Below are 12,485 nucleotides of genomic sequence, written 5' to 3' on the forward strand. Positions count from 1 at the left end.
TTATTTATTTGCTCCATTTCCCGCGCATTACGATAACATTTCCTCTATGAGTGGGAACGTCGATGCGTTATTTGCAGGAAAACAGCCTATTTCATGAATTCGAGGAACGAGGATCCCTTATTTCGTTGTTTCTGCCTCATTGAACCCTAATTTCGCTCAAATAGAGTACTCTCGTTCCGCTAATTTGAGTTTCTTAACGTTTTCGTTCAAATAGAGGATCGTCGTTCCTCTAAAGTGGGTAAACTTAGGCTGCATAACAGATTCAACATTCAATGTGAGTGGTCAAATCTCTATGGTTTGCTCTACGCCTTAATCACAGGCAAAACAGCCTGGAGCATATCACATAACCGCTGAATAGAATCATTCTTCATGCGGTAACTCACCCGATTCGCAATTAAGCGGCTCGTAATCTGAAAAATCTCCTCTTGCTCCACAAGTCCGTTCTCCCGAAGCGTCTCTCCCGTTTCGACCATATCCACGATCCGATCAGCAAGGCCAATCAGCGGCGCAAGCTCGATAGAGCCGTTTAGCTTGATAACTTCAACCTGCTGCCCTCGCTCGCGAAAATACTGAGAAGCAACGTTCGGATACTTCGTCGCGACGCGCGGATTAATCTCTTGCTTCCAATCCGGCAGTCCAATAACCGACATTCGGCAGCGTGCGATGCCCAGATCCAGCAGCTCGTACACGTTGCGGTTCTCCTCCATCAGGACATCCTTACCGACAACCCCGATATCCGCTACGCCATATTCGACATAGGTAGGAACATCCACCGGTTTTGCCAAAATGAATTCCATTCTTGCTTCATGAACCGGAATTATTAACCGGCGTCCTTCTTCCAGGTCCTCCGGAATCGGCAAACCAGCTTTATGAAAAAGCTTCGCTGCTTGTTTATATATACGGCCTTTCGGCATCGCTACTTTTAGAATATCATCCACCGTACCAACCTCCTTCAAAACTTCCAACCAACGGAGCGAGACGAACTCATTCATTTGATTTCGCTTTTGCAACTGCATTTTCTACTGCACTTGTGGATCTTATACTTGCTTTTGCTTTTGCTCTTGCTCTTGCTCTTGCTATTGCTCTTGCTCTTGCACTTGTTTCTTGCTCTTGTTCTTGCTATTGTTCTTGCACTTGCTCTTGTGCTTGCTCTCGCACTTGCTCCGAATCAAACCGCCGCTCTTTCAATCATCGTAATAACATCACTATAAACCGTTCCACCAAGCTCGTACTGGCCGTCTCCCTTGTTCAACAACTCGTTCGACCAAGCTTCATACTCGCTCACCAACTGTGTGATAATGATAACCTCATCATCACTGCTGCGCATAGCCTTCGCCAGCTGCAGCGCTTCTTCACGATGCTCAGCATCGTAGGCAATCAGCACACGGCCTGGCTGCTCCACGCTTTCTTTGCCTGTAACCTCAAGGATTCTGTTCGTCTTAAGCGCAAACCCCGTCGCCGGAGCCGGACGTCCAAATTGACTTAGCAGATTGTCATATCTGCCGCCGCTGCAAACCGGGAAGCCTAAATCGGAAGCATAGCCTTCAAAGGTCATGCCAGTATAGTAGGAGAAATCTCCAATCATCGTTAAGTCAATGACTACATGCTCACTAACCCCATAGGCTTTCAGTACATCCCATACTTCGCATAAATGACGAATCGCATCCTGCGCGATAGGGTGCTGAGATACCATACGAGCTTGCTCGCATATTTCATCTCCGCCTCTAAGCCGCAGCACGCCAATAAGCTCACGCTCCACCTCAGGTGTAAGAGCCAACGACTTAATAGCTTCGCGGTACCCCACATAATCGCGACTGAGCAAATGCTCCTTCAGCGCGAGCTGTGCATCACTGCGTCCTTCCAGCGTTTCCTGGAACAAACCGTTCAGGAAACCTACGTGACCGAGCGCAATTTTGAATGCGCCTACGCCAGCCGCTTGCAGCGATGCAATCGCTAAAGCTACAACCTCAGCATCCGCTTCAGATGAACCATCTCCAATAAGCTCGACGCCCGTCTGGTAAAACTCTGAATCCCGGCCAGCTTCCTCTTCAATCGAACGAAAGACATTCGAATGGTAGGAGAGACGCAATGGGAACGCATGTTCTTTGAGCAAGGAAGAAGCCACACGCGCAATTGGCGCTGTCAATTCAGACCGCAAAACAAGCGTCTTTCCCTTACGGTCGAGCAGCTTGAACAGCTTTTTATCTTCTGTTGAGCTCGCAACACCAACGGTATCGTAATATTCGAGTGTAGGCGTAATGATCTGGTTATATCCCCAGCGTTCCATACAGGCCAATACACGGAATTCTATATTTCTCAATTTCGTAACCGCTTCGGGCAAATAATCTTTAACCCCTAACGGTTTTTCAAATACTTTTGGCTTTGACACCGTCTCACCTCAATATGTAGGAATTCAATTTCCTTTTATTCACTTTAACACGGTAACGTGCTACCATACTACCAAAATAAAGAATGTACGGCTATTTTATCACGTAAGCTTAGGACCGTCAATCGTCTTTCCCCTGATTATCCGCTCTTGATATCTCTTCATTCATACGCAAAAAAAGAGCTGTACGGCTCTAGAGCATACAACTCTCATTTCTCATTCATTCTTTCACGAATCGTCTGAAGTGGATTCCCTGCTACAAAGCTATACGGTGCCACATCCTTGTGCACAACCGAACCCGCTCCAATAATGGCATAGTCTCCAATCGTCACACCCGGTAGGATCGTCGTATTGGCACCGACCATCACATGCGAACCTATATTTACGGCCCCGAGTCTATACTCATTGGTTAAATATTCATGGGCCAATATCGTTGTGTTATACCCAATAATCGTATTGCTCCCAATATGAATCTTCTCTGGAAAAAAGACATCCACCATCACCATCAAAGCAAAAGCGGTATGTTCACCAACCTTCATCCCCAATACGTGCCGGTAGATCCAATTTTTCATACGCAGCGAAGGCGAGTACCGCGTTATCTGTATGAAAACGAAATTCCGCATCGCCTTCCATTTGCTAACGGTATGATAGATTTGCCATAAAGCATTAGGTCCATCTACCGGATACTTATCCGTTTTCCTCAAACAGCATCCACATCCGACGTCAGCCCCACAATAGGAAGCAGGTCAAGCATATCGTCGATCAAATGATCCGGGTTATACTGCTCTAAGTAGGAGCGCCCTTTCCATGACCAGGATACGCCAACAGATATGACTCCCGCATTTTTGGCTGCCTCAATGTCGTAATGGCTATCTCCAACCATAACCGCTTGATCCGCAGTACTTCCTAACACCTTAAGCGCTGCAATTATACCTTCCGGATGCGGTTTCGGTTCCTTTACATCTTCAACGGTCACAATGGTACTAACGAAAGTATCCAGCCCATACAGTTTTAAACCCATCAGAGTTGTTTGTCGAATCTTGCTCGTTACGATCCCGATTTTAATCCCGTTTGCGTGCAGCTTCGCCATCGCCGTGTGCACATTCGGGAATTCTTTGACCAGCTCATCATGCTTGGATAAATTGAAGGTCCGATACTTCTTAATGATTTCTTCAACTTCTTTCCTGCCTGTAAAGAATTCCATTTGTTCCACAAGCGGACGCCCCATATTCGGAATGATGAGTTCCCGACTGACAGGCTCTGCCGTCTCACCTTCCAAACTATGCAAAAAAGATTGCACGATAAGCTCGTTAGTATCAACAATCGTTCCATCCAGATCAAACAGTACGGTTTGAATCATAGTCTGCTCCTTTATCTATCTCTTGATCTTTCATTACTTTGTTTTTCTCTTCAGCTTTCGTGGAAACAATCGGATCAGCATAACGCACATTCGCGTAACCTTTTTGCCTTCTCACGATAATAACGATAACCATCCCTATCACAATCAGAAGCGCTAACAACTGCGAGAATCTCACATTGCCGCCATAGGTAAGCACGCCCGGTTCAAATACAACCGTCATTGGTGACCACAGTGTATTCAAGAGTGACGCAAGCCACGTGGGCCCTGTGAAATCAAGACTATCTGTACGCACACCTTCGATAAAGAAACGACCAATGGAATACCAGATAAAATAACTGAAAAATAGTTCCCCTGCCCGAAGGAACGGCCTACGACGAAGCCAGAGTAGAACCAGCAGCCCTAAGATATTCCAGACGGATTCATACAGGAAAGCCGGATGATAAAAAGTACCCTCAATGTTCATTTGATTTACGATAAAATTAGGTAGGTGCAAGGTGTTGCGTAAGAATGACTCCGTAACAGGGCCTCCGTGGGCTTCCTGATTCATAAAGTTGCCCCAACGTCCTATCGCTTGTCCCACAATTAAACCTGGTGCACAAATGTCCGCGATTCTTAAGAATGAGTACCCTTTGGCTCTTACATAGAAAAAAGTACCGATTATCGCACCAATTAGCGCTCCATAAATGGCAATACCGCCGTGCCATATCATAAAAATTTCTGCTAAATTATCCTTATAATCGGACCATTGGAAGGCTACATAGTAAATTCTAGCGCCAATAATCGCTGAAGGTACCCCAATTAACAATAAATCCATGAAAAAGTCAGGAACGATTCGGAACCGTTTCCCTTCTCGAATTGCCAGTAACAAACCAATTAACGCGGCTGTACCTAAAATAATGCCATACCACCGGACATGAATAGGTCCTAAGGAAAACGCAACACTTTCGAGCATATTTTCACTCCTTCATTAATCTTTATATAAATTGCTTCTTAATCAATCGAAATCCTCAAAATCCTCGTTCAACGACTCCGTCAGTTTATTCGTAAACTGAAGTGCCGCGTTGTATCCCATTCGTTTTAAACGATAGTTCATCGCGGCCACTTCCACGATAACCGCTAAGTTTCGTCCTGGTCGAACAGGAATAGTGACGAGTGGAAGATCCGTATCAATGATGCGTGTCAATTCTTCATCAAGACCCAATCGGTCATATTGCTTGTCCTGCTGCCAATTTTCCAATTTAACAACAACCGAAATTTTCTTCACATTACGAATCGCACCAGCTCCGAATAAAGTCATTACATTAATGATACCTACACCGCGGATTTCAAGCAAATGACGAATAAGCTCAGGAGCATTTCCTGTGAGCACCTTATCGCCATTTTGACGAATTTCTACGGCGTCATCCGCAATAAGCCGGTGACCTCTTTTTACAAGCTCAAGTGCTGTTTCACTTTTCCCGATGCCGCTGCTCCCTGTAATGAGCATACCAATTCCGTATACATCGACAAGTACACCATGGATTGTCGTGCTTGGAGCTAATTTATTCTCTAGAAACCCTGTTAAACGACTTGCAAAAATCGTTGTAGACATTTGGCTTCGAAGTACGGGGAGATCACGCTTAGTCGCTTCTTCCAGTAATTCAACAGGAACATCTAATCCTCTTGTCACGATGATACAAGGTGTTTCCTCCGGCGAACATAGCTGCTCTACCCGATTTCGCCTTACACCCGTCGTTAACATTTCCATGAAGGTGACTTCCGTCTTCCCTAACATTTGGATACGTTCTCTTGGATGGTAATTAAAATATCCGGCCATCTCGAGACCTGGACGGTATAGATCACCGGTTGTTATGGGACGTTTCAGTCCAGACTCACCTGCAAGAACCTCCATATGGAGTTGTTCTACCAATTCGGAAACCTTCACTTTTTTGGCCATCGTCCTGTCTCCTCCGAGTTTTGCCTGTGCAAAACGTGCTTCATCTGCTGTTATTCATTCTTTCCAATAGTTTCATCGTAATGGAATAGTTAGTTGAAATCAACTAAAGTGTTCATGAAACTGTATGAACATACAAAAAAGGCCAGCCGCTAACGGCTGGCCTTACTGTTAAAACTTATAGATTAGGGTTAACCAAGATGGACAATGTTGTATCTTTATCGAAGAAATGAACTTTGTTCATGTCTAGAGCCAATTTAACATTTGTGCCTTCTTTGATTCCTGAACGACCGTCAACACGTGCGATTACAGTGTTAGCGCCGATACCATTCAGGTACAAGTACATTTCGTGACCCAAGTTCTCAGTCAATTCAACGTTAACGTTAAATACTGTGTTTGGGGATGCTTCCAAGAATACTGGCTCTTCGTGGATATCTTCTGGACGAACACCCAGAATAACTTCTTTACCAACGAAACCTTTATCTTTCAATACTTGTGCTTTACCAGCTGGAACTTCAACGTTCACAGTACCTGCTTTGAAGAAAACACCACTGCCTTCTTGTGTCAATGAACCTGTCATGAAGTTCATGGATGGGGATCCAATGAAGCCCGCAACGAAGATGTTCACTGGGAAGTTGTAGATTTCTTCAGGTGTAGCTGCTTGTTGAATGATACCTTTATCCATAACAACGATGCGATCGCCCATTGTCATTGCTTCGATTTGGTCATGCGTTACGTAGATCGTTGTAACACCAAGACGTTTTGTTAATTTTGTGATTTCCGCACGCATTTGTACACGAAGTTTCGCATCCAAGTTGGAAAGCGGCTCATCCATTAAGAATACTTGTGGCTCACGAACAATCGCACGACCCAAGGCAACACGTTGACGTTGACCACCGGAAAGAGCTTTTGGTTTGCGATCAAGCAAATGAACAATGTCCAAGATTTTCGCTGCTTCACGAACGCGAGCATCGATATCTGCTTTTTTGAATTTACGAAGTTTCAAGCCGAATGCCATGTTTTGATATACAGTCATATGTGGGTAAAGAGCGTAAGATTGGAAAACCATCGCGATATCGCGATCTTTTGGAGCTACGTCATTTACAAGGCGGTCGCCGATGTAAAGTTCACCTTCAGTAATTTCCTCTAATCCTGCGATCATACGAAGAGTTGTGGATTTTCCGCAACCGGATGCTCCAACCAATACAACGAACTCTTTATCTTCAACTTCAAGATGGAAATCTTTAACTGTGGATTCTTCTGCACCAGAATATCTTTTCACGATATGGTTTAAACGTACGCCTGCCATGGTTTCATTCCCCCTACGATTTATCGATCATATGCTTGCTGATCAACTTTTCAATATACTCATCTTACCTTACGAAGTCCGGACTGACTATGCACAATCCCTACAAAAAAATCACTTTCTTTTCGTTACTTTGTACAATAGTAATGCAAGTCTCACTAAAACCGCATGATTGAACGTTCTCACATCGAGTCCGGTCTCATTTTTAAACTTGTCCAAACGATAGAGCAAGGTATTGCGGTGTATATATAACTTCTTCGCTGTTTCACTAACGTTGCAATCCAGTGTGAAGAAATGTTCCAATGTGATGACCGTCTCTGCATCCAACACATGGTCTATGCCGCGAAGCACCTGCTCTAAGAATTCAGCCTTTTCCTCTTCATCAATCAAGTGCAGCAGCTTCTCCAAACGAAGCTCCCAACGAAGATGAATAAAGCTGCCTACATGAAAGGAACGCCCTAACATGATGGTTTCCCTCAGCTTGAGAATCGTGGCAAACAGCGATTTCGAAGGCTTTACCGGGTAATCAATAGCTAGGTGGCATTCGCCAACCCATTCATTAGCAAGCATTTCATACAGCCCAGACCCGAGAGCGTCGAGTATCTGCTCTACGCTTTCTTCCTCATCCCCTTCTCGCTCTTCGCTGCCACTAGTTAGTAGACCTTCGGGCGCTAGGATCAGCCACTCTTTTTCTAGTAAAGGAATCAAGATAATCTCCGATTCAAAAAAAGACTCCAACAGTTTCTTCAGTTCCGTATAGGAAACGCGCTGATTTTGAGAATAATCCCCATATAACAACAGCGGAATTTTCGTTGAATAGAGGGAGGATTGTGAAGCAAGCGCATCCGGGAGCTCGGCATGGGTTGAACCGCGTTCCATCTGCAGCAGCAGCCAATCTTTTAATTGGTGCGCCTTTCTTTCATCTTCAGATAGAAAGACTCCCCACTGCTTCTTTTCTAATGTCATCTTAGACTCTACAGTTAGTTCCACGAGCTTGCGCTCTGAAGATGTTAATTTGTCTTTGGAAACCTGCAGAATGCGAATATCTTTGTGTTCTTTGGATAAATAAAAAAGCACATCCTGACCACGCACAACACTTCGACTAAAGCTCTCAAGATTCTCTGCCTGCTCTTCCGCCAAATGCTCCCAATCCGCCTCGGATATCAAGCTAATCTGCATAGGCGACTGTAAAACCGCTTCCAAACGCTCTTTGACACGCTCCCAATCCATCTGCCTCTCTCCTTACTCCCATATATCTTCTATATCTATCTCCTTATTGTAACATATGTGCCCCCCCTCATGTGAATGTGAAAGAACCCTCCTGCAACTACTACAAAATGGATCTGTTTAGTTAGGTGACTTAGTTAAGTACTCAACTAGCCGTTACAATGGAAGCTTGGTAAATATGGCTAAATAAAACCAACTCATAATCTTTGGTAATTTGGAAATAATTGTACTGGGGTGAATTCGTCCTATAGGAGGTTCAGACAAATGGTTTGGAGTGAGTGTAGGTGACCTTATCGCATTATCGACAAAACTTTAATAACAAATTTTTGTGTGGCTCTTGTGATTAGTTTAGTCTCTATCATCAGTACACTGCTGAATAGTAAAGGCTGGTATATAGTGACCATATCTGCTTCTGGCTTGGCGTCATTTAAGGAATAATCGGCTTTATTTTTCACATCAAAGGTGTTCAGAAAGGCGTAGGTGGCTTTGTATTACTAAATTTCTTACGGGTCCGCCGGTGATGATGCCTTTACTATTTTCTGTCATTAGCATTTTGGGTCATACTGCTATTTATGGAGGTTGATTTACCTTGAAGAATCATACTTATTATCCGACCTACAACGTCATGGATGAGCAAAAGGAATGGGATTCCCATACACAAACCATCGTGTCCTCCCGACTGGTTCGTGAACATTCTTATCAATTTCTAACTCCAGTAGAAACGGAAACATTACGGGCTTGGTGCGCTCTGCTCATGGATGATCATCGAGGAGATATTATTCAAACGATCCTTACTCATATCGATCAAACGTTGGCAGAAAATAAAGGGGAAGGACAGCGCAAGGTCAATGTCCCCCCCATTCAAAACCTCCTGCGTCAGGGGCTTAAAGCAATTGACGAAGCTGGATGGATAGCCGATAGCCGACCTTTCTTCCAATTAGACGAAGCTGCTCAAAAACACATCATGCTCCAGATCAGTGAGGCCAGCTACCCTCCGACGGAAGCTTGGGATGACATTCCACAAAAAGCACTGTTTCATAAACTCCTTCAGTTAAGTGTAGAAGCCTATTACTCACATCCATTGGTTTGGTCGGAGATCGGTTTTGGCGGTCCTGCCTATCCTCGCGGATATGTAAGAGTGGATCCAGGCCAACTTGATCCTTGGGAAGCAGTGAGAAAGCCATGAAGTGGAGACATGAACATGATGCTGTCGATATCGTAATTGTAGGTGCAGGGGCAGCAGGCGGTGTATTAGCCAAAGAGTTAAGTGAAGCCGGCTTGAGTGTTGTTATGCTCGATGCGGGCCCTTGGCGGGATCCTCAGAAGGATTTCGCTAGTGACGAGCTGAGCATGCGGAGTTTAGCATGGGAGGATACTCGTATCGTCGATGGGACGGAACCATTTGGTATGGGGATCCACAATTCGGGTAGGGGGATAGGCGGCGGGACGCAGAACTTTACCGGTGTTTTTTTGCGCTTCCATGAATCAGATTTCAAAACAAAGTCCATTGATTGGCGCTGGTGAAAATTGGCCCATTCACTACAAAGATCTTGAACCTTACTGCAGTAGAATCGAAAAAGAAATTGCGGTTTCCGGACCAAAGCATTTCCCTTGGGGAAATTTCAATGGACATTACCCTTACCCAGAACGTGACTCCCTAAGTCCTAATGCTTATTTATTTCAGAAAGGCTGCGAAGCACTTGGCATTCAATCCGCGGTTACACCGATTGCTATTCTATCTGCTCCTTTTGAAGGTCGTCCTCCATGTTCCAATCGCGGCTTCTGTATCCAAGGCTGTATGCCGAACGCCAAGTTTAGTACCTTGATCGTTCATATTCCTAAGCTGTTCAAGCTTGGGGCTGAAATTCTTCCTAATTGTATGGTTACGCAAATCGAAGTCGATAAAGAGGGGCATGTGGACGGGGTTCTCTTTGTTAACCAAGGAAAGACCTACCGCCAACGTGCCAAAACAGCCATTATATGCGCTCATGTCGTCGAGACCCCTCGTCTGCTGCTTCACTCTGCTACTTCTCAATTTCCTGACGGTCTAGCGAATTCCAGCGGCTGGGTAGGCCGTGCGATTATGACTCATAGCAGTAATGATGTCTACGCCAAATTTGAGCAAGAGGTTCGTTTGTACAAAGGCACACCTGTGTTAGCCTCTACACAAGATTTCTATGAAACCGATCCGCGCAGAGGCTTCGCTCGTGGCTATACGATTCACTCTCACGGCTCGAGACCGATAGATATGGCTCAGGGGATTAGCAAAGCGTCTCATGAGCCCATCTGGGGGACGCAGCTTAGGCAAATCATGCTTGATTACAATTACTATGGGCGCTTAACCATGGTTGGTGAAGTGCTTCCACAATGGGATAACCATATCTCCTTATCCGCTGAAAAAGATGAAAATGGAATGCCTCGTGCCTCCGTAACCTTCAATTATGGAGATAACGATCGCAAATTAATCGATCATGCCGTTGAGAATATGAAACTCATCCTCAAAGCAGCCGGTGGTGAGGTTGCCCACGTGGTATCTGACACACAGCATCTCATGGGCGGCTGCCGCATGGGGAATGACCCAGCTACCTCCGTCGTCAATTCTTACGGTCAAAGCCACGACATTCCCAACTTGTTCATTTGCGATGCAAGTCTCTTCGTAACCTCCAGTGGAGGGAATCCCACTAACACCGTCATGGCGCTTGCAGCAAGAACAGCTGATTATATTTTTGACCTCGCCATTTCTTAATTTACGGAGTTAGCTTCTCGGTGAATTGCATTGCCTGTTGTCACTCATCTACAATGTAAGAGAGCATTACAAAATGAAAGGAGAAAGTGACCTCCATGGCCATCGCTGAATTCACCATTATCCCTATAGGAACTGCCACCACCAGCCTTAGCGGTTATGTAGCAGATCTGCACAAAGAACTAGAAAAACATTCCGATATCGTTTTTGAAATGACACCTATGGGTACCATCCTTGAGGGTCCCATAGATCGACTGCTGGAAGTCATTCGTGCCGTCCACGAAGTCCCTTTTACGAATGGAGCAGAGCGAGTCTCCACATCCATCAAAATCGACGATCGCCGTGATAAGCCGGCCTCTATGAAGCAAAAAATGAAGTCCGTTGCAGACAAGTTGAAATAGAAAAAAGCATCCTGCTTATGGATGCTTTTTCTTTATGTAAGAAAGGGGCAAACTCTGCCTTTTGTGATTATATAAAACAAAAAAAGACCTCACGGCCTTCAACGTTTACTTATAAAAGTGAGTCATGTAGGATTCGAACCTACGACACCCTGATTAAAAGTCAGGTGCTCTACCAACTGAGCTAATGACTCAAGGTAAAATGGAGGCTGATGGATTCGAACCACCGAACTCGAAGAGAGCAGATTTACAGTCTGCCGTGTTTAGCCACTTCACTAAGCCTCCAGATGAGAGATAACCATACTGCATTGTTGCAGCACAACCATCTCAATGGCTCGGGACGGAATCGAACCGCCGACACGAGGATTTTCAGTCCTCTGCTCTACCGACTGAGCTACCGAGCCTTATGTAATTGTCTTTAGCTTGTCCTAATTTACTAAAAAAATAAATGGCGGAGCTGACGGGATTCGAACCCGCGGTCTCCTGCGTGACAGGCAGGCATGTTAGGCCACTACACCACAGCTCCATGCTAAAAATTAGTGGTGCCGTCGAGAGGACTTGAACCCCCAACCTACTGATTACAAGTCAGTTGCTCTACCAGTTGAGCTACAACGGCATAAAGATAAAAATGGTGGAGGCTGACGGGATCGAACCGCCGACCCTCTGCTTGTAAGGCAGATGCTCTCCCAGCTGAGCTAAGCCTCCGACTGGTTTTGGTTTTATGGTAGCGGCAGAGGGGCTCGAACCCCCGACCTTACGGGTATGAACCGTACGCTCTAGCCAGCTGAGCTACGCCGCCACATAAAAGGTATATATATTTGGAAACTGGCGGAGAGAGAGGGATTCGAACCCTCGCACCACTTACGCAGTCTAACCCCTTAGCAGAGGGTCCCCTTATAGCCACTTGGGTATCTCTCCAAGATATATATACACTCAGGAAATATTATTCCCTGAAAACTAGATACGAAACTTGCGTAAAGTTGAACATTTAGGTTTCAAGCAGAGAGACTTTAATCTACGATTAAAGATCCCTGTATTAGGTTAAGCCCTCGACCGATTAGTATTCGTCAGCTGCATGCATTGCTGCACTTCCACCTCGAACCTATCAACCTCGTCGTCTACAAGGGGTCTT

At 45.2% G+C, this 12,485-nt stretch carries 10 protein-coding genes, 8 tRNA genes, 1 rRNA gene and 1 pseudogene; 3 read left to right on the forward strand and 17 right to left on the reverse strand.

The features are described from left to right. Positions 1-302: 302 nt before the first annotated feature. The 8 genes from hisG to ASD40_RS07170 all read right to left on the reverse strand — a co-directional run bounded on the left by hisG (position 303) and on the right by ASD40_RS07170 (position 8,215). A complete protein-coding gene (gene hisG / locus ASD40_RS07135) occupies positions 303-938 on the reverse strand; it encodes an ATP phosphoribosyltransferase (protein ID WP_057302649.1) in 636 nt (211 codons plus the stop codon). A 230-nt stretch (positions 939-1,168) separates the two neighbouring features. After that, complete coding sequence (locus ASD40_RS07140; RefSeq protein WP_057302631.1) at positions 1,169-2,389, reverse strand: ATP phosphoribosyltransferase regulatory subunit; 1,221 nt, start codon at positions 2,387-2,389, stop codon at positions 1,169-1,171. 206 nt (positions 2,390-2,595) lie between these two features. After that, positions 2,596-3,090, reverse strand: coding sequence for an acyltransferase (locus ASD40_RS07145; RefSeq protein ID WP_057302632.1), 495 nt, complete (start codon positions 3,088-3,090; stop codon positions 2,596-2,598). Further along, positions 3,087-3,746, reverse strand: a complete 660-nt coding sequence (gene ppaX, locus ASD40_RS07150; RefSeq protein WP_057302633.1) for a pyrophosphatase PpaX — start codon at positions 3,744-3,746, stop codon at positions 3,087-3,089. Before ppaX ends, ASD40_RS07145 begins: the two co-directional genes overlap by 4 nt. Further along, positions 3,724-4,698, reverse strand: coding sequence for a prolipoprotein diacylglyceryl transferase (gene lgt, locus ASD40_RS07155; RefSeq protein ID WP_082562111.1), 975 nt, complete (start codon positions 4,696-4,698; stop codon positions 3,724-3,726). The genes ppaX and lgt overlap by 23 nt, the downstream gene beginning before the upstream one ends. A gap of 42 nt (positions 4,699-4,740) precedes the next feature. Continuing rightward, a complete protein-coding gene (gene hprK / locus ASD40_RS07160) occupies positions 4,741-5,682 on the reverse strand; it encodes an HPr(Ser) kinase/phosphatase (protein WP_057302634.1) in 942 nt (313 codons plus the stop codon). Positions 5,683-5,857: 175 nt separating this feature from the next. Continuing rightward, positions 5,858-6,988, reverse strand: coding sequence for an ABC transporter ATP-binding protein (locus tag ASD40_RS07165; protein WP_029199455.1), 1,131 nt, complete (start codon positions 6,986-6,988; stop codon positions 5,858-5,860). 111 nt (positions 6,989-7,099) lie between these two features. Then, the gene (locus ASD40_RS07170; protein ID WP_057302635.1) at positions 7,100-8,215 is read right to left on the reverse strand and encodes a PucR family transcriptional regulator; all 1,116 of its coding nucleotides are present in this window, start codon (positions 8,213-8,215) and stop codon (positions 7,100-7,102) included. A 586-nt stretch (positions 8,216-8,801) separates the two neighbouring features. Here ASD40_RS07170 and ASD40_RS07175 point away from each other — a divergent pair. The 3 genes and pseudogenes from ASD40_RS07175 to ASD40_RS07185 all read left to right on the forward strand — a co-directional run bounded on the left by ASD40_RS07175 (position 8,802) and on the right by ASD40_RS07185 (position 11,356). Beyond that, the gene (locus tag ASD40_RS07175; protein ID WP_200957372.1) at positions 8,802-9,398 is read left to right on the forward strand and encodes a gluconate 2-dehydrogenase subunit 3 family protein; all 597 of its coding nucleotides are present in this window, start codon (positions 8,802-8,804) and stop codon (positions 9,396-9,398) included. Further along, positions 9,395-10,958, forward strand: a pseudogene (locus tag ASD40_RS07180) (GMC family oxidoreductase). The gene ASD40_RS07175 and the pseudogene ASD40_RS07180 overlap by 4 nt, the downstream one beginning before the upstream one ends. Before the next feature lie 95 nt (positions 10,959-11,053). Then, positions 11,054-11,356: an MTH1187 family thiamine-binding protein gene (locus ASD40_RS07185; protein ID WP_057302636.1), complete on the forward strand. Its 303-nt coding sequence runs from the start codon at positions 11,054-11,056 to the stop codon at positions 11,354-11,356. 118 nt (positions 11,357-11,474) lie between these two features. Here the strand turns inward: ASD40_RS07185 and ASD40_RS07190 are convergent. The 9 genes from ASD40_RS07190 to ASD40_RS07230 all read right to left on the reverse strand — a co-directional run. Further along, positions 11,475-11,547, reverse strand: a tRNA-Lys gene (locus ASD40_RS07190). Positions 11,548-11,556: 9 nt separating this feature from the next. After that, positions 11,557-11,638, reverse strand: a tRNA-Tyr gene (locus ASD40_RS07195). A gap of 46 nt (positions 11,639-11,684) precedes the next feature. After that, positions 11,685-11,757, reverse strand: a tRNA-Phe gene (locus tag ASD40_RS07200). 45 nt (positions 11,758-11,802) lie between these two features. Then, positions 11,803-11,879 (reverse strand) — tRNA-Asp (locus ASD40_RS07205). 14 nt (positions 11,880-11,893) lie between these two features. Beyond that, positions 11,894-11,969 (reverse strand) — tRNA-Thr (locus ASD40_RS07210). Between the two features lie 13 nt (positions 11,970-11,982). Continuing rightward, positions 11,983-12,058, reverse strand: a tRNA-Val gene (locus ASD40_RS07215). A 17-nt stretch (positions 12,059-12,075) separates the two neighbouring features. Then, a tRNA-Met gene (locus ASD40_RS07220) sits at positions 12,076-12,152 on the reverse strand. Positions 12,153-12,179: 27 nt separating this feature from the next. Beyond that, positions 12,180-12,271: transfer RNA gene (locus ASD40_RS07225), tRNA-Ser, on the reverse strand. Between the two features lie 119 nt (positions 12,272-12,390). Further along, positions 12,391-12,485 (reverse strand): 23S ribosomal RNA (locus ASD40_RS07230); the annotation flags it as partial.

Origin of the sequence: Paenibacillus sp. Root444D2, assembly GCF_001426375.1 — a bacterium.
Taxonomy (GTDB): Bacteria; Bacillota; Bacilli; order Paenibacillales; family NBRC-103111; genus Paenibacillus_E.